This window comes from Achromobacter sp. 2789STDY5608615 (genome assembly GCF_001298995.1).
In the GTDB taxonomy this organism is placed as follows: Bacteria; Pseudomonadota; Gammaproteobacteria; order Burkholderiales; family Burkholderiaceae_B; genus Achromobacter; species Achromobacter insuavis.
On record NZ_CYTY01000041.1, the window covers coordinates 35,916 to 53,219 of the forward strand.

16 protein-coding genes are annotated in these 17,304 nt (G+C 68.6%); 4 read left to right on the plus strand and 12 right to left on the minus strand.

Features of this window, described 5'->3' with window-relative positions:
• The 3 genes from AOZ49_RS26070 to rmuC all read right to left on the minus strand — a co-directional run.
• On the minus strand, window positions 1-1,359 hold a 1,359-nt coding region (locus AOZ49_RS26070; protein WP_054478581.1), incomplete at its 3' end, for an isovaleryl-CoA dehydrogenase.
• 64 nt (window positions 1,360-1,423) lie between these two features.
• Entirely contained in the window at window positions 1,424-2,953 is a 1,530-nt protein-coding gene (locus AOZ49_RS26075; protein WP_054478584.1) for an amidase, read from the minus strand.
• A gap of 99 nt (window positions 2,954-3,052) precedes the next feature.
• On the minus strand, window positions 3,053-4,444 hold the full coding sequence (rmuC, locus tag AOZ49_RS26080) for a DNA recombination protein RmuC (protein ID WP_054434380.1): 1,392 nt from the start codon (window positions 4,442-4,444) through the stop codon (window positions 3,053-3,055).
• Window positions 4,445-4,608: 164 nt separating this feature from the next.
• Between rmuC and AOZ49_RS26085 the strand changes: the two genes are divergently transcribed.
• Window positions 4,609-5,340: a PhoP regulatory network YrbL family protein gene (locus AOZ49_RS26085; RefSeq protein ID WP_054434378.1), complete on the plus strand. Its 732-nt coding sequence runs from the start codon at window positions 4,609-4,611 to the stop codon at window positions 5,338-5,340.
• A 9-nt stretch (window positions 5,341-5,349) separates the two neighbouring features.
• Here AOZ49_RS26085 and AOZ49_RS26090 read toward each other — a convergent pair whose 3' ends face one another.
• The 9 genes from AOZ49_RS26090 to AOZ49_RS26130 form a co-directional block, all read right to left on the minus strand.
• Window positions 5,350-6,066 (minus strand): DNA-3-methyladenine glycosylase, encoded by a 717-nt coding sequence (locus tag AOZ49_RS26090; protein WP_156350559.1) that lies wholly within the window; start codon window positions 6,064-6,066, stop codon window positions 5,350-5,352.
• A 13-nt stretch (window positions 6,067-6,079) separates the two neighbouring features.
• On the minus strand, window positions 6,080-6,436 hold the full coding sequence (locus AOZ49_RS26095; RefSeq protein ID WP_054434374.1) for a Spx/MgsR family RNA polymerase-binding regulatory protein: 357 nt from the start codon (window positions 6,434-6,436) through the stop codon (window positions 6,080-6,082).
• Window positions 6,433-7,242 carry an ABC transporter permease subunit gene (locus tag AOZ49_RS26100; protein ID WP_006384055.1) on the minus strand — a complete coding sequence of 270 codons (810 nt, stop codon included), beginning with the start codon at window positions 7,240-7,242 and terminating at the stop codon, window positions 6,433-6,435. Before AOZ49_RS26100 ends, AOZ49_RS26095 begins: the two co-directional genes overlap by 4 nt.
• Window positions 7,239-8,159 (minus strand): ABC transporter permease subunit, encoded by a 921-nt coding sequence (locus AOZ49_RS26105; protein ID WP_054478585.1) that lies wholly within the window; start codon window positions 8,157-8,159, stop codon window positions 7,239-7,241. The genes AOZ49_RS26100 and AOZ49_RS26105 overlap by 4 nt, the downstream gene beginning before the upstream one ends.
• Entirely contained in the window at window positions 8,156-9,283 is a 1,128-nt protein-coding gene (locus AOZ49_RS26110; RefSeq protein WP_054478601.1) for an ABC transporter ATP-binding protein, read from the minus strand. The genes AOZ49_RS26105 and AOZ49_RS26110 overlap by 4 nt, the downstream gene beginning before the upstream one ends.
• A gap of 5 nt (window positions 9,284-9,288) precedes the next feature.
• Entirely contained in the window at window positions 9,289-10,392 is a 1,104-nt protein-coding gene (locus AOZ49_RS26115) for a polyamine ABC transporter substrate-binding protein (RefSeq protein ID WP_054478587.1), read from the minus strand.
• 152 nt (window positions 10,393-10,544) lie between these two features.
• Entirely contained in the window at window positions 10,545-11,210 is a 666-nt protein-coding gene (locus AOZ49_RS26120; RefSeq protein ID WP_369815876.1) for a 3-deoxy-D-manno-octulosonic acid kinase, read from the minus strand.
• Window positions 11,211-11,265: 55 nt separating this feature from the next.
• Window positions 11,266-11,688 carry a group II truncated hemoglobin gene (locus tag AOZ49_RS26125; protein ID WP_082380588.1) on the minus strand — a complete coding sequence of 141 codons (423 nt, stop codon included), beginning with the start codon at window positions 11,686-11,688 and terminating at the stop codon, window positions 11,266-11,268.
• Window positions 11,688-14,219 (minus strand): ABC transporter permease, encoded by a 2,532-nt coding sequence (locus AOZ49_RS26130; protein WP_054478591.1) that lies wholly within the window; start codon window positions 14,217-14,219, stop codon window positions 11,688-11,690. The genes AOZ49_RS26125 and AOZ49_RS26130 overlap by 1 nt, the downstream gene beginning before the upstream one ends.
• Window positions 14,220-14,332: 113 nt before the next feature.
• Between AOZ49_RS26130 and AOZ49_RS26135 the strand changes: the two genes are divergently transcribed.
• The 3 genes from AOZ49_RS26135 to AOZ49_RS26145 all read left to right on the plus strand — a co-directional run bounded on the left by AOZ49_RS26135 (window position 14,333) and on the right by AOZ49_RS26145 (window position 17,214).
• A complete protein-coding gene (locus AOZ49_RS26135; protein WP_054478593.1) occupies window positions 14,333-15,307 on the plus strand; it encodes a TRAP transporter substrate-binding protein in 975 nt (324 codons plus the stop codon).
• A gap of 94 nt (window positions 15,308-15,401) precedes the next feature.
• The gene (locus AOZ49_RS26140; RefSeq protein ID WP_054434359.1) at window positions 15,402-15,902 is read left to right on the plus strand and encodes a TRAP transporter small permease; all 501 of its coding nucleotides are present in this window, start codon (window positions 15,402-15,404) and stop codon (window positions 15,900-15,902) included.
• Between the two features lie 34 nt (window positions 15,903-15,936).
• Window positions 15,937-17,214: a TRAP transporter large permease gene (locus AOZ49_RS26145; protein ID WP_054478595.1), complete on the plus strand. Its 1,278-nt coding sequence runs from the start codon at window positions 15,937-15,939 to the stop codon at window positions 17,212-17,214.
• Window positions 17,215-17,304: the final 90 nt, after the last annotated feature.

Below are 17,304 nucleotides of genomic sequence, written 5' to 3' on the forward strand. Positions count from 1 at the left end.
CAGCGCCTCGGGCTCGCGCTGCAAGGCCCGCAACACGTCCAGCGCCATGACGTTGCCCGACCCTTCCCAGATGGAATTGACCGGGGTTTCACGGTACAGGCGCGGCATCGGCCCCTCTTCGACGTAGCCGTTGCCGCCCCAGGCCTCCATGCATTCGGCCACCGCCGCGATCGCGCGCTTGCAGACCCACAGCTTGGCGGCCGGCGTGCCGACCCGCGCCAGCGCGCGCGCCCCGGCGTCGGCGCGCTCGTCCACCGCGCGCGCCAGCCGCAGCGCCAGCGCCTGCGCGGCCTCGGCCTCCAGCGCCAGGTCGCCCAGCACGTTGCGCATCAGCGTTTGCGCCAGCAGCGGCTTGCCGAAGGCGTGGCGGTGACCGGCATGGTGCAGCGACTGCACCAGCGCCTGGCGCAGCAGCGCGGCGCTGCCCAGCACACAATCGAGCCGGGTGGTGGCGGCCATCTCGAGCAGCACCGCCAGGCCGCGGCCCGGCTCGCCCACCATGACGCCCCAGGCGTCCTCGAACTCGACTTCGGCGCTGGCGTTGCTGTGGTTGCCCAGCTTGTCCTTCAGGCGGCGGATGCGCACCGCGTTGCGCGGGCCGCCCGGAATCCAGCGCGGCACGAAAAAGCAGCTGAGCCCTTCGTCGGTCTGCGCCAGCACCAGGTGGGCGTCGGCCTGCGGCACCGAAAAGAACCATTTGTGGCCCACCAGCTGATAAGCGCAGCCGCGCCCGGCCGCGCCCAGCGGCGTGGCGCGGGTGGTGACCGCGCGCAGGTCGGAACCGCCCTGCTTTTCGGTCAGACCCATGCCGATCAACGCGCCGCGCTTGCCCGCCAGCGGCGCATCGGCGCCGTCGAATTCACGCGAATACAGCGCCGGCAGCCAGTCGCCGCCGTAGTCCACCACGCCCGCCGGTTCGCGCTGCAGCAGCGGCACGGCGGCAAAGGTCATGGTGGTCGGGCACAGCGTGCCGGCCTCGACCTGGCCCTGCATCAGATAGGCCGCGGCCCGCGCCACCTGCGCGCCCGGCACCGGCTGCGCCCAGGCGCGGCTGTGCAGGCCGCGCGCCACGATGCCGCTCATCAGCAGTTGCCAGGCCGGATGGAAATCCACGTGGTCGATGCGATGGCCGGCCCGGTCGTAGGCCACCAGCCGCGGCGGACAGCGGTTGGCGTCGGCGCCGGCGGCCAGCGTCTGCGCCCGTCCAAGCCAGGCGCCATGCGCGGCCAGGTCGCCGGTCCAGGCGCCGGCGCCCTCGCGCGCGGCGGCCTCGCGCAGCGCCGGGTCGGTGTCGAACAACGAATAGTCTTCCAGGGGCGGAACCTGGTTAAGGACGGTATGAGTCACGAACGACGGCATGCTGGCTGCTCCTATTCGCTATTCGATGGCGCGCCGCGACGGCCGGCGCGTCCCGCCCGCGCGCCTATCTGGCGATGGGCGCCACCCGCTGCCAGGGCCGCAGGGCCTCGACCTGGGCGGCCAGTTCCAGCAGCCAGGCCTCGCTGCCCAGCGGGCCCATGACCTGGATGCCGATCGGCAGGCCGTCGGCCGACAGGCCGAACGGAATGGAAATGGCGGGCATGCCCGTCAGGTTGGCCAGCGGCGCGAACGGCGAATAGCCGATCACGCCCTTCTTGCCCAGGCGGTAGGCCAGGTAGTCGGCGTTGTCCATCGCGTAGCGGCCGATGGGCGCCGGCAATTGCGCCAGCACCGGCGACAGGAACAGGTCGTGGCCCTGCGTGCCTTCGCGATGCAGGAAGCGGCCGATGCGGCGCGTGATCTCGTGGCAGGCGTCGACGCAGGCCACGTACTGGGCGCCGGAAATGGCGCGGGCGTATTCGCGCGCGCCGAGCGTGGTGGGCTGCAATTCGTCCGCGGCGAGCCGGCGGTTGCGGGCGCCGACGTAGCTGTCGATGGCGTTGGCGGCGGCGCTGGCGATCAGCGGCAGCATCGGCGACAGCACTTCCTCGGAACCCACCGGCGGCGCGGCCGCCACCAGTTCGTGGTCCAGGCCGGCGAACAGGCGCGCGGCCTCGTCGACCGCGGCCGCGACCTCGGGATGGATGGCCTGGCCTTCGTAGGTGGTGTTGATGTAGGCGATGCGGCGGCGCGGCGCCGAGCGCGGATCGGCCGCCACTCGCGCCACGATGTCGCGGTAGGACTCGCCCGGCCTGGCCGGCGCGGCATAGGGCGCGCCGACATCGGCGCCGGCGCTGATGTCCAGCGCCGCGGCGCAGTCGCGCACCGACAGGGTCATCATGTGTTCGGTGGCCAGGCCGCCCCAGCCCTCGCCCTTGAGCGGTCCCAGCGGCATCATGCCGCGCGAGGGCTTCAGGCCGAGCACGCCGCAACACGAGGCGGGAATGCGGATCGAGCCGCCGCCGTCGCTGCCGTGCGCGATGCGCACCATGCCGCTGGCCAGCGCCGCGCCGGCGCCGCCGCTGGAACCGCCGGCGCTGTGGCCGGCCTTCCAGGGGTTCTGGGTGGGCGCGCCGTAGACGGGCGATTCGCTGGTGGGGCTCAGGCCCAGTTCGGCGCTGGTGCTGCGGCCGAACGGGATCAGGCCGGCGCGGCGGTAGCGCGTGACGATCTCGGCGTCGACGCTCCAGTCGACCTGGCCGTACAGCACCGAGCCCATGGCGCTGGGCAGGCCCAGCGCCGCGGTGCCAAGGTCCTTGAGCAGGGTCGGCACGCCCAGGAACGGACGTTCGTCCAGCAGGGCGAGCCGCTGCTCGTCTGTCAGCGCCGCCAGCTCGCCGTCCAGCGCGCGCGCCAGGTCCAGGCCCAGTTCGGCCTGCACGCCGCAGGCCGCGTTGATCGACGGATTGCGCGCCGCCACCCGCTCCAGCGCCTGCTGCATCGCGGCAAGCGCCGTCGTGGCTCCCTGGGCGATATCGGCGCCCAGCGCCATCGCGTCGAAGGAAGAGGAATCAACTCGGTCAGCCGTGCCCATGCTTACGATGCTCCAGATATCGACGGCGGAATGCCGCAAGTATGAGGATATCGACAGAGCGCCCGGGTCACAAGCCGGGCCCGGCGACGGCCGCGCGAATCAGGCGCCGGAACCCGGCGCGGCCGGCGCGTCGTCGGTGGCGGCGTCGTCCGCGCCGTCATCGGCCACGGCGCCTTCGCCGCCCAGCAGGCGCAGCGCCTCGGCTTCGGGCAGGGCCTCGACGCTCTTGAGGTTGCGCAGCATGGCGCGCGTGCGCACCTCGGTCTGGCCGATCTTGCTGCTGGCGGTGTCCAGCGTCTTCTTGACGCCGGCCAGCGCGTCGCCGAACTTGCCGAACTCGGTCTTGACCGCGCGCAGCACCTGCCAGACCTCGGACGAACGCTGCTCGATGGCCAGCGTGCGAAAGCCCATCTGCAGGCTGTTGAGCAGGGCGGCCAAGTTGCTGGGCCCGGCCACGTTGATGCGCAGGTCGTGCAGGCGGTCCAGCAGGCCGGGACGCCGCAGCACTTCGGCGTACAGGCTTTCGGTCGGCAGGAACATGATGGCGAAGTCGGTGGTGTGCGGCGGCGCCACGTACTTGCCGGCGATCAGCCGCGCCTGCACCTCGACCGCCTTGCCCAGCGCGGCGCCGGCGGCCTTCACGCCCTCGGCGTCGGCGGCTTCCTGCGCGTCCATCAGGCGCTCGTATTCTTCCTTGGGGAACTTGGCGTCGATCGGCAGCCAGACCGGGGCGGCGCCATCGCCCCGCCCCGGCAGGCGGATGGCGAATTCGACCACCGCGTCGCTGCCCGGCACCGGCTTGATGTTGGCGGCGTACTGCTCGGGGGTCATGTTGTCCTCGATCAGCCGCGCCAGCTGCACCTCGCCCCAGGTGCCGCGCGACTTGACGTTGGTCAGCACGCGCTTGAGATCGCCGACGCCGGCGGCCAGCGCCTGCATCTCGCCCAGCCCCTTGTGCACGGCCTCGAGACGGTCCGACACCTGCTTGAACGATTCGCCCAGGCGCTGCTCAAGCGTGGCGTGGAGCTTCTCGTCGACGGTGCGGCGCATGTCGTCCAGCTTCGCGCTGTTGTCATTCTGCAACGCTTGCAGGCGCTGATCGACCGTGGTCCGCACCTCCATCAGGCGCCGCTCATTGATCTGGATGAGTCCCTGCAATTGGTCGCCGAAACCCGCCGCGAAACGCGCCAGCGACTCGGCCGATTCGGCCCGCGCCGCCTGCGCGTCGCGCGTCAGGGCGGCGCGCAGGTCGCCGTGGGATTGGGCAAGTTCCTGGCGCAGGCCGCGGGTGGATTCGGCGAACTCGGCGCGCAGGCCGCGCTGACTCTCTGCCATGTCGGCGCGCAGGGCGCGCTCGGTGCGCTCCAGGCCTTCCAGCAGCGCGTCGAGCCGGTCATCGCGCGCCGGCCGCGACAGCCAGGCCAGCAAGGCAATCAGGCAAGCCAGCACCGCGCCGCCCGCGGCAATCCATAGCAGAACATCATTCGACAAAGTGGCCCCTTCTCAACGCCGCGCGCCCACGCCGGGCGCGTGAAATTATAGGACTCTGATCCGGCCCCCGTAGTCATCGGAAACGACTTCCTTGAGGCTTCAAAAAGCGAAAAGCAAGCAACGGCATTAAACTGTTAACAACTTACATATAACCTTAAAAGCAGTTGAATACAGCTGATCTCCCAACATTCTGTCCGTCCCCCGTCGCCTTCGGCTCCGTCTTCGGCCCATTGAATCTCAATGACGAAACGCCAGTCGCAGTGGGCGGGGACCGTCATATCTTCCAGCATCCCCATGCGCCTTCCCTGCTCGTCAAGGTCATGGACATGCAGGCGCGCGCGGTCTATCTCGAAACCCGCCCGTTCAAGCGCTGGTACAAACAGTACCAGCGCGAAAGCGCCTACCGCGTCTACCTGAACGAAATCACTGAATACGTCACCACCACCACGCGCCCCTCGGGCGTCTGGCGGGTGCCGATGGCGCGCATCCTGGGCCTGGCCCAGACCACGCTGGGCCTGGGCCTGCTGGTCGAGAAGATCACCGACGAGGTCGGCAACATCGCCCCCACGGTGGCCGACCTGGCGCGCCAAGGCAAGATGGACGAGGCGCTGTCAGCGCAACTGGACGAGTTCGTCGAAGACCTGGCCGACGCCCACGTGGTGCTGCACGACCTGTCGCCCAGCAACATCGCCTGCGGCCTGAATGCCGACGGCAAGTCGGGGCTGTTCCTGATTGACGGCTTCGGCGTGCTGCCGCTGGTGCCGGTATACGCCTGGAGCAAGCGCCTGAACCGCAAGCGGATCCAGCGCAAGTACGCCGAAATGCGGGCCGCGATGGCCCGGCGCGCCCGCGAGGCGGCGCTCAGGGCCGCGAACCGCGTCGACCCCGGGACCTGAGCCGCGTCCTCAGGGCGCCCGCTTGAGGGGCGCCCCCGACCCGTCCACCCAGTGATAGTCCCGCCCCGCCTGCTGCCCCCGGCGCAGCGGGTTGCGGGTGCACCAGGCCGCGTAGGCCGGATCAACGTAACGGTATTCCAGGTGTTCGTCGCGTCCGGCGGGAATGCCCAGCCGCGTGGCGCTGATCAGCACCTGGGGCGACTCGCCCACGTCCTCGACGTACAGCGCCTCGGGATCGAAGCGGCGCGCGTCCCAGTCGGGCACCTTCAGGCCGAGCGCGCGGCACAGCAGCGTCTGGCCGGCGCACAGCCGGCCCGGCGGCCGCGGCCGCCCCTGGGCATCGGGGTTCAGGGCCTGCATGCGGGCCAGCGCGTCGGGGCCGGAAACGGCGTCGACCCAGGGATAGGCGGACTTGATCAGGACCGCGTTGCCGGGGCCGCCCGCGCTGAAATTGAGCGAGTCGCCGCCGCGGGCGTAATACATGTAGACCACGCCGCCATCCATGAACAGGGCGCGGCGCTTGTGGGTGTAGCCGAGCGAGGCGTGGCTGCCCTTCTCTTCCAGGTAGTAGGCCTCGGTCTCGATGATGCGCGCCGACAGCCACAGGCCGTCGACGCGATGGCGCACCACCTTGCCCAGCAGTTCTCGCGCCAGCTGGCGCGCGTCGCGATCAAAAAAGGCATCGGGCAACGCCTTGCCGGCGCGGCGCGATGCCTTGTCGGCCATGGCAGCCACGGTGTCAGGCGAAGCGTTCGCCGTAGCGCTTTTCGCTGAAGCCGACGCCGACCTCGCCGTCGGCCGTCACCGCCACCGGGCGGCGCACCAGCGCCGGAAACTCGGCGATCAGCTTGGTCCACTGCGCATCGGTGCTGGCCGTCTTGCGATCGTCGGGCAGATTGCGCCAGGTCATCGAGGCGCGGTTGACCAGTTTTTCCCAGCCGCCGAGCTGACCGGCCCATTCCTTCAGGGTGGCGGCCGGCACCGGGTGGTCGCGGTAGTCGATGAACTGGTGATCGACGCCGTTCGCGGTCAGCCACTCGCGCGCCTTGACGCAGGTGCTGCACTTGGTCAGGCCATACAGGGTGGTTTGCTTCATTTGGGTTCGGACTCCTTGCGCCATTGCATGCGGTTGGCCAGGATGACGCAGGTGCCCACCGCCAGGATGAACAGCGTCGCCAACGCATTGATCTCGGGTTTCAGGCCCAGCCGCACCCGCGAAAAGACTTCCATCGGCAGGGTGCTGGAGCTGGGGCCGGACAGGAACGACGCCAGCACCACGTCGTCCAGCGACAGCGTGAAGGATAGCAGCCAGGCCGAGGCCAGCGCCGGCGCGATCAGCGGCAGCGTGATCTTGAAGAACACGGTGATGGGCGTGGCGCCCAGGTCCAGCGCGGCCTCTTCCAGCGAGCGGTCGAGGTCGCGGATGCGGGTCTGGATCACCACCGCCACGAAGGCCATGCACAGCGTCACGTGGCCGACCCAGATGGTGAAGATGCCGTTCTCGGCCGGCCAGCCGAGGTGGCCGCGCAGTTCCACGAACATCAGCAGGAGCGAGATGCCCAGCACCACTTCGGGGATCACCAGCGGCGCGCTCAGCATGCCGACGTACAGCGCGAAACCGCGGAAACGGCCCATGCGCCCCAGCACGTAACCGGCCCAGGTGCCGATGATGACGGCCGCGGTGGCGGTCATGGCGGCGATGCGGAACGACAGCCAGGCCGCGCGCAGCAGCGCGTCGTCATTGAACAGCGAGTGGTACCAGCGGAACGAGAAACCGGTCCAGGAGGTGACGGCGGGCGATTCGTTGAACGAGAACACCATCAGGCTGATGATGGGCACGTACAGGAAGAAGTAGCCCAGCCCCAGCACCACGGCGCGCAAGGTCTTGTTGGGACCGTTCATTTGCGGCCTCCGCTGGCCAGTTCCTGCTGCTTGACCTGGTTGTACTGGAACAGCGCCAGCGGCACCAGCAACAGCAGCACCATCACGCAGGTCACCGCCGAGGCCATCGGCCAATCGGTATTGTTGAAGAACTCGTTCCACATGACCCGGCCCATCATCAGCGTGTTGGCGCCGCCCAGCATTTCGGGAATGACGTATTCGCCGACCGCCGGGATGAACACCAGCATGGCGCCGGCGATCACGCCCTGGCGCGACAGCGGCACGGTGATCTGCCAGAACGCCTGCCAGGGCTTGGCGCCCAGGTCGTAGGCGGCTTCCAGCAGGCGCAGGTCCATCTTCACCAGCGTGGCGTACAGCGGCAGGATGAAGAACGGCAGGTACGCATAGACCATGCCGATGTACACGGCCAGGTCGGTGCGGTAGATCTCCAGCGGGCTGGAGATGATGCCGAGCCATTGCAGGAAGTTGTTCAAGAGGCCGTCGTTGCGCAGGATGCCGACCCAGGCATACACGCGCAGCAGCAGCGAGGTCCAGAACGGCAGGATCACGCCCAGCAGCAGCAGGTTGCGCACGCGCGGCGACGAGCGCGCGATGTAGTACGCCATGGGATAGCCGATCAGCACACAGGCCAGCGTGGTGATGGCGGCGATCTTGACCGAGCTGAGGTAGGTGGCGAAATACAGGCTGTCGGTGAACAGCAGGATGTAGCCGCGCAGGTGCAGGCTGAACTGCACCGCCTCGTCCTTGAATTCCGCCAGCGCGGTGTACGGCGGAATGCCGAACTTGAGCTCGGCGAAGCTGATCTTGAACACCAGCAGGAACGGCACCAGCAGGAACAGCACCAGCCAGGCGAACGGCGGCACCACCACCAGCGTCCGGCCCGAGGGCAGCCAGTCGCGGGGCGAGAAGCGGCTCATGACGCCAGCACCGTCGCGCTGTCGGCGTCCCAGCTGACGAAGATCTCTTCGTCGATGCCCGGGGCGTCCAGTTGGGCCAGCTGCAGGCTGGGCACGCTGGCCTCGACCATGGCGCCGGAATCCAGGCGGATCTGGTAGAGCGCGTAGCTGCCCATCCAGGCCATGTGGCTGACCATGCCGTGGGCCCAGTTGTAGTCGCCGGCGGGCTGCTCGCGCGACACCACCATGCGCTCGGGGCGGATGGAGACGTGCACGTCCATGCCCAGCGGCTCGCTGACGCCGTGGCTGACGTACAGCGGGCGGCTCAGTTCGGGGCTTTCGATGGCGACGTGGTCGGGTTCATCGACCACGATGGTGCCGGTGAACATGTTGGTCGAACCGATGAAGCTGGCGACGAAGCGCGAGTTCGGGAAGGCGTAGACGTCCTGCGGCGTGCCGCACTGGACGATCTGGCCGTCGGTCATGACCGCCAGGCGGTGCGCCATGGTCATGGCCTCTTCCTGGTCGTGGGTCACCATGATGCAGGTCACGCCGACCTGCTCCAGGATCTTGACCAGCTCGATCTGGGTCTTCTGGCGGATCTGCTTGTCCAGCGCCGACATCGGCTCGTCCAGCAGCAGCAGCTTGGGCCGCTTGACCAGGCTGCGCGCCAGCGCCACGCGCTGCTGCTGGCCGCCGGACAGCTGGTTGGGCTTGCGGCGCGAATAGCCGGCCATCTGCACCAGGTCGAGCGCCTCGAACACGCGGTCGTGGATCTCGGCGCGATCCACGCCCTCCTGCTTCAGGCCGAAGGCCACGTTGGCCTCGACCGTCATGTGCGGGAACAGCGCGTACGACTGGAACATCATGTTGACCGGCCGCCGGTACGGCGGCACGCTGGTGATGTCCTCGCCATCGAGCAGGATCTGGCCCGAGGTGGCTTCCTCGAAGCCGGCCAGCATGCGCAACAGGGTCGATTTGCCGCTGCCGGAGCTGCCCAGCAGCGCGAAGATCTCGTTGCGCTTGACCGAGAGATTGACGGAACGCACGGCGACCACGTCGCCGAAAATCTTCACCACGTCGGTCACCCGGACGAACTCGTCCGGATCGGCCGCAAGCTGCGCCGAGTAACGGCTATCGGTCATGATGATCAGCGCCCCGATTTCAGCTCGGCCCACATGCGCGTCTGCAGGCGTTGGATGTTCAAGGGCTGCGCCTTGATGACATACAGGGTCTTGGAGACCTCGGGCGACGGGTAGATCATGGGGTTGTCGGCCACGTCCTTGACCACGTACTGCCGCGCCTCTTTGTTGGCGTTCGGGTAGAACATGGTGTTGGTGATGGCGGCGTGGACCTTGGGCGTCTCGATGTAGTTGATGAACGCCAGGGCTTCTTCCGGATGCGGCGCGTCCTTCGGGATGACCATCAGGTCGAACCAGGCCGGGGCGCCGCCCTTGGGAATGAAGTAGTTCACTTCATAGGCTTTCTTGGCCTCCTGGGCGCGCTTGCGGGCGATCATGACGTCGCCCGAGAAGCCGTAGACCATGCACAGGTCGCCCACGGCCAGCTCGTCGATGTAGCCCGACGAGCTGAACTGGCGGATGTACGGCCGGATCTGCTTGAGCACGTCCAGCGCGGCCTTGTAGTCGTCCGGGTTGGCGCCGTTGGGGTCCTTGCCCAGGCACTTGAGCACCGCCGGGAACACCTGCGCGGCCTCGTCCAGCATCGAGATGCCGCATTCCTTGAGCTTGGCGGCGTTCTCGGGCTTGAAGATCATGTCCCAGTTGCCCAGGTCGACGTTGTCGCCCATGATCTGCTTGACCTTGGTGACGTTGTAGCCCAGGCCGTTGGTGCCGTAGCCCCAGGGAATGGCGTATTCGTTGCCGGGATCGACCGCGGCGACCAGCGCCATGACGTCGGGATCCAGGTACTTCCAGTTGGGGATCTTGGACTTGTCCAGTTTCTGGAACAGGCCGGCCTCGATCTGGCGCGAGGCGTAATGCGTGGACGGGACAACGACGTCGTAACCCGATTTGCCGGCCAGGAGCTTGGCCTGCAGGGTGTCGTTGCTGTCGTAGACGTCGTAGCGGACCTTGATGCCGGTTTCCTTCTCGAAACCCGAGATCGTGTCCGGAGCCGTGTATTCGGCCCAGTTGTAGACGTTGACGACCTTGTTCTGCGCCACCGCCGCCGACGTGGCTGCCGCGATCAGCATCGTCCCCAGCGCCCAGCGCATTCCCGCCCGTAGTTTCATTACCAGCCCCCCCCAGCTATATGCCGTAAGTTACAGGAGTACCAAAAGGCGGAATCATAAAGCCTTTTAGCGATGACCTGCCCAACCTTACCGGGAGATTTAGCGCAATTTGCCGCAATTGGGCCCGGATCGGGCCGGTGGCGCCGCCTGCCTCAAGGCTGTACGCCAACCCCCCAGGCGGTCCAGTAGCTGTCGCGCAATTTGAGCCAGAAGCGCTCGCCGTCCTCCCCCGCCACTTTGACCAGGGAGCGGCGCAGGCGTTCCAGGTTGCCCTGGCGCTGGCGGTCGGACAGGCCGCCCTGCGTGCCGCGGTCGAAATCGATCAGCCAGACCTGGCCGTCCGAGCCGATCAGGATGTTGAAGGCGTTCAGGTCGGCGTGCCAGACGCCGGCCCGGTGCATGCGCGCAATGGCCTCGGCCACCGGCTGCCACAGGGGTTCGACCAGCGCCTGGGCCAGCGGCCGCACGCCGGGGATGCGCTCGACCACGATGGCGGCGCGGTAGGTCGGCCCCTGGCGCCAGTAGGCCGCGGCCAGCGGCGCCGGCACCGGCAGCCCCTGGGCGCGCATCGCGGCCAGCAAGCGGAACTCGCGGAAGCTGCGGGTGCGGGCCTCGCCCGCCCACAGGTAGGTGTCGCGGCTGAGCTTGGCGATCAACCCGCCGCGCCGGTAGCGCCGCAACACGCCCTGCCAGCCCTGCCCCTGCACGAACCAGGCGGCCTGACGGCCGCCGGCGTCCACCGGCCGGGCGCGGTCGCCATAGTGGGCCGGGTTGAACAGTTCGGGGCCCGATTCGCCCAGGCGCGGGTCGGCCAGCATGGCGCCGGCCAGCGGCGCCGGCCAGCGATGGCGCCGGGCGCCGGTGGGGTCCCGCTCAGCCTTCACGGTTGCGCATCCAGTCGGCCACGCCGAAGAAGGCCTGCAGCAGGCGCTCGACCAGGGCGGGGTCGATGCCCTCGTCCTCCATGGCGCGGCCCATGCAGGCCACCCATTGGTCGCGCTCGATCTCGCCGATCGAGAACGGCAGGTGCCGCGCCCGCAGGCGCGGATGGCCGAAGCGCTCTATATAGTGGTCCGGGCCGCCGAAATAGCCGCACAGGAACCAGAACAGCTTGTCGCGGGCCTCGTCCAGGCTGGGGCCGTGCGCGGCGCGCAGCTCCTTCAGGTCCGGCTCCATGTCCATCAGGTCATAGAAGCGGTCGACCAGGGCGCGCACGCCGGGCTCGCCGCCCAGGAGATCGAAAATGCTGCGGGAGGTTTCCACGGGTTCGACAGGGGTTTGGACGGAGGTCGTCATCAGGTTTCTCTCAGGGTGACCAGCGGCGGGGTGCGCAGCACGCCGCGCAGCGCCAGCGCGCCACCGGCCCAGGCGCCGAGCATACCCGCGCCGACCCCCACCAGCCAGGGCCAAAGGCTGAGGGTAATCGTGAAATCGAACACCTGGGTTGATAAAACCCAAGCGATCGCGCTGGCGCCGGCCGCCGCCAGCAGGCCGGCCAGGCCGCCCACGGCCCACAGCTCGATGCGCTGCGAGCGCGCCAGCTGGCTGCGGGTGGCGCCCAGCGCGCGCAGCACCGCGGCCTCGCGCATGCGTTCGTCGCGGGTGGCGGTCAGCGCGGCCGACAGCACCAGCACGCCGGCCGCCAGCGTGAACAGGAACAGCAGCTGCACCGCGCGGCCGACCTCGTTGAGCACCGACTGCAGCTGTTGCAGGATGGCGCCCACGTCGAACACCGTCAGGTTCGGAAACTGCCGCACCAGCGCGGGCAGCACCTGGGCCTTTTCCGGCGGCAGGTAGAAGGATGTGATCCAGCTTTGCGGCATGTCGGCCAGGGTCTCGGGCGTCAGGATGGCGAAAAAATTGACGCGCATCGTATCCCAATCCACCCGCCGGGTGCTGGACACGGCCACCTCGAACTGCTGGCCGGCCACGTCGAAGGTCATCTTGTCGCCCAGCTTGATGCCCAGGGTCTTGGCCAGACCCGACTCCAGCGACACCTCGGCCGAACCCGGCTTGAGCCAGCGGCCCTCCTCGATGCGGTTGGACGACGGCATCTGCTCGCCGTAGGACAGGTTGAATTCGCGGTCCACCAGGCGCTTGGCGCGCGGCTCCTCGTAGTCGTCCGGCCCCACCGGCTTGCCGTTGACGGCGATCAGGCGGCCGCGCACCATCGGCGACAGCACGATCTGGCCCAGCCCTTCGCGGGTCAGCGCGTCGGTCACGGCCTGGCGCTGGTCGGGCTGCACATTGATGAGGAAGCGGTTGGGCGCGTCCGGCGGCAGCGTGCGCTGCCAGCCCTGGATCAGGTCGGTGCGGGTCATGGCCAGCAGCAGCAGGGCCATCAGGCCCACCGCCAGCGCGCACACCTGGGTGATGGTGGCGGCGCGTCGGCGCACCACGCCGGCCAGCGCGAACCGCAGCGCCGGCAGGCCGGCGGCCAGGCCGCGCAGGCGCGCCAGGCCCAGGATGCAGAGCCAGGCCACCAGCGCGAACAGCGCGAACGCCCCCAGGAACCCACCCGCCACCACGCCGCCCAGCTTGGCGTCGCCGGCGAACCACCAGATCAGCAGCGCGAAGCCGACCGCGCCGACGCCGTAGCCGAGCGCGCTGCGGGCGCTGATGACGTCGGCGTCGCGCCGCAGCACCCGCGCCGGCGGCACGTGGCGCAACTGCGCCAGGGCCGGCAGGGCGAAGCCCAGCAACAGCAGGAGGCCGGTCAGCAGCCCCTGCAGGGCCGGGATGGCCGACGGCGCGGGCAGGGTCGTGTCGATCAGCGTGCCCAGCAGCATCACCAGCACCTGGTGCACCGCATAGCCCAGCAGGCAGCCCGCCGCCGAAGCGAACAGGCCGACCAGCGCGAATTCCAGGGTCAGCATGCGCGAGACCTGCGACTGCACCGCCCCCAGGCAGCGCATCACGGCGATGCCGTCGCGATGCCGGGTCATGTAGCGGCCGGCCGCCAGGGCCACCGCCACCGCCGAGATCAGCACCGCCAGGAGCGCCACCAGCGACAGGAAGCGCTGCGCCCGGTCCAGGGTGCGGCGCACCTCGGGCCGGCCCGATTCCAGCGTGGCGACCTTCTGGCCGCGCTTGAGGTTCTGGCCGAGCCAGGCCGAGTAGTTGGCCACCGCGTCCGGCTGGCCCGCCACCAGCAGGGCGTAGCCGATGCGGCTGCCGGGCGCGATCAGCCCGGTGGCCGGCAGGTCGCTGGCCCGCAGCATCACCCGCGGCGCGACGTTGACGAACTGCATGCCGCGGTCGGGCTCATAGGTGATGACCCGGTCGATGCGCAGGTGGGCATCGCCCACATTGAGGGTGTCGCCGACCTTCAGGCCCAGCAGCGACAGCAACTGGCCGTCCACCCAGACCGCGCCCTCGGGCGGGATGTCGCGGGTGGGACCGTCGGGATTGAACGGCGCGTCCGTCACCCGCAGGGCGCCGCGCAGCGGGTAGCCCGGCTCGACCGCCTTGAGGGCGGCGAGCTGGGCGCCGTCGCCGGCGCTGACCATGGAAGGGAACTGCCAGGTATTGGAGACGGACAGGCCGCGTTCGCGGGCCTGGCCGAGGAAGGCGGCCGGCACCGGCTCGTCGGCGTCCAGCACCAGGTCGGCGCCCAGCATCTGCCCGGCGTCGCGCTCCAGGGCCCGGCTGACGCGGTCGGCCAGGAAGCCGACGCTGGTGACGGCGGCCACCGCCACCACCAGGGCCAGCACCAGCAGGCGCAGCTCGCCGGCGCGGGCGTCGCGCATCATCATGCGGGCGCCCAGCGCCAGGGTGGTCCAAAAGCCGGGGCGCCTGGCCCGTGAGACATCAGGGAAATCCATCATCTGCCAATGTTAACCAACGGCCGGAATGGGGGCCGAATCCCGCTATCATGCGCGAAGCGCCTTGCGGCGCCGCACACCCACTGCAAAAAAATACCGAATCCCTGGAGAAGACAATGCGTAAATCCTGGCTCGCGGCCACGATCCTTGCCGCCTGCGCGGTCGCCGCGCCCCTGGCCGCCTCGGCCCAGACTCCCCTGAAGATGGCCTATGCCCTGTCCACGTCGTCGCACTATGGCGCCGGCGCCGACGCCCTGGCCAAGTCGATCGAGGCATCCAGCAACGGCAAGTACAAGGTACAGCAATTCGCCAACAGCGCGCTGGGCGGCGAGCGCGAAGTGATCGAGGGCCTGCAGATCGGCACCATCGACCTGGCCATCGTCTCGACCGGCGCCACCCTGAACTTCGTGCCCGAGACCGGCGTCTTCGACATCCCCTTCCTGCTGCGCGACCTGCAACACGCCCGCAACGTGCTCGACAGCAAGATCGGACAGGATATGCTGGCAAAGTTCCCCAGCCGCGGCATCATCGCGCTGGCCTGGGGCGAACAGGGCTTCCGCCACCTGACCAACAACGTGCGCCCGGTCAAGACGCCGGCCGACGCCAAGGGCCTGAAGATCCGCACCACGGAAAACCCGATCCACATCACCGCCTTCCGCCAGATCGGCATCCTGCCGACCCCGATGGCCTGGCCGGAAGTGGCCACCGCCTTGCAGCAGGGCACCATCGACGGCCAGGAAAACCCGCTGTCGGTCATCACCTCGGCCAAGCTGTCGCAGATGCAGAAGTACCTGGCGCTGACCGGCCACGTCTACGGCCCGGCGCTGGTGCTGATGTCGTCCAACGTCTATGACGGCCTGTCGGCCGAGGACAAGGCCAAGTTCGACAAGGCCGGCAAGGAATCGGCCCAGGCCATGCGCGCCTACGTCGACAACATCGAGAAGACCGGCGTCGAGCAGCTCAAGAAGGAAGGCATGCAGGTCACGGAAGTCGACCGCGCCACCTTCGCCGCCGCCGTCGAGCCGGCCTACCCCGAGTACTACAAGAAGTTCGACAAGAAGCTGATCGAGTCGATCCGCGACACCAAGTAAGCGCAAGGCCGGCACGGCCACGGGTGGCGGACGGAAACGGTTTCCGCCCGCCCCCTGGCGCCGCGCGCCCTGTCATCCGCCCCTGGAAATCCTCATGCGTCTGCTCTGCGCCTTCGACCGCGTCCTGTTCAAACTGGTGTCGGTCATCGCCCAACTCCTGCTGGTGGCCGCCGCGGCCGCCGCCTTCTACCAGGTCATCGCCCGCTTCGTGCTGCATTCGCCCGCCGACTGGAGCGAGGTGCTGACCCGCGCCCTGCTGATCTGGACGGTGCTGCTGGGCGTGGCCCTGGCCTTCCGCCACGGCGCCATGATCAGCGTCGAACTGCTGCGCAACCTGCTGGGCGGCATGCGCCGCCGCATCCTGGAAGCCGTCATCGGCCTGGTCTGCGCCGGCTTTCTCGGCTTCATCGCCTGGATCGGCGGCCAGATGACCTACCGCGTGCGTTTCCAGAACGTGCCCAGCCTGGACATCTCGATTTCCTGGATCTACCTGGCGATCCCGGTGGGCGCGACGCTCGCCGCCATCGCCGTGCTGGCGCGCTGGTGCGCCGGCGAGGAAGACAACACGCCCGTGCGCAACGACGCGCAGGGTTGAGCCCCCGTCCCGAATCCAAGCAGCCGATATCGCCATGTCCCAATTAATGATTGTCTCGATGCTGATTTTCTTCGGGCTGTCCGTGCCGGTCGCCGTGTCGATCGGGCTGGCCAGCCTGGCGGGGGTCGGCGCCGCCAACCTGCCCTGGCTGGTGGTGGCCCAGCAGCTCTATGCCGCGCTGGACAAGTACCCGCTGGTCGCCATTCCGTTCTTCATCCTGGCCGGCAACCTGATGGAAGCCGGCGGCATCTCAGAACGCATGGTGGAGTTCGCCAAGAGCGTGGTCGGCGGCATCCAGGGCGGCCTGGCCTGCACCTGCGTGCTGACCTGCATGATCTTCGCCGCGGTCGCCGGCTCCAGCGTCGCCACCACCTTCGCGGTGGGCGCCATCCTGATCCCGGCCATGATCCGCCACGGCTATCCCGCGCCCTTCGCCGCGTCATTGCAGGCCAGCGCGGCCGAGCTGGGAGTCATCATCCCGCCGTCGATCCCGATGATCCTGTTCGCGGTGTCCACCGACACTTCCACCGGCGAGCTGTTCATCGCCGGCGTCATGCCCGGCATCCTGATCGGCGTGGCGCTGATGTTCTACGTCTGGTTCTACGCCAAGCGCAACAACCTGGGCAAGCGCGACGGCGAAGGCCGCCTGCCGCTGTGGCCGGCCTTCAAGCGCGCCTGGCTGGCGCTGATGATGCCGGTGATCATCCTGGGCGGCATCTACGGCGGCGTCTTCACCCCGACCGAGGCCTCGGTGGTGGCGGTGATGTACGCGGTGGTGGTGGGCAAGTTCGTCTACCGCCGCCTGAGCTTCAAGCAACTGTCGGACACGCTGCACAAGTCGGTGGTGTCGACGGCCGTGATCATGTTCGTGATCGCCAACGCCGGCGTCTTCAGCTTCCTGCTGAACCGCGCCGGCATCCCCGACGCGCTGGGCGTGTGGCTGGCGCAGCTGTTCGACACCCAGTTCTCGTTCCTGATGGGCGTGAACCTGGCGCTGTTCGTGATCGGCATGTTCATCGAGACCTCGGCCTCGATCGTGGTGCTGGCCCCGCTGCTGCTGCCGGTGGCGCTGAAGTTCGGGGTGGACCCGGTGCACTTCGGCATCATCATGGTGGTCAACCTGGCCCTGGGCATGATCACGCCGCCGTTCGGGGTGAATCTGTTCGCGGCCTGCGCGGTGGCGAAGCTGCCGTTGGAGAGGTTGATCAAGCCGCTGATTCCGTTTGTGGGGGTGGTGATTGTTTGTCTGATGGTGATTACTTATTGGCCGGGGTTGTCGTTGGGACTACGGGATTTGGTTTATTCGAAGTAGTTTTTTTTGATTGCGGTGGTGGCTTCGTAGGCCGCCTGTTGCGGCGGGGTGGGCCGGGTGGGGCGCCAACGATTGCGGTCCGGAGCGTTC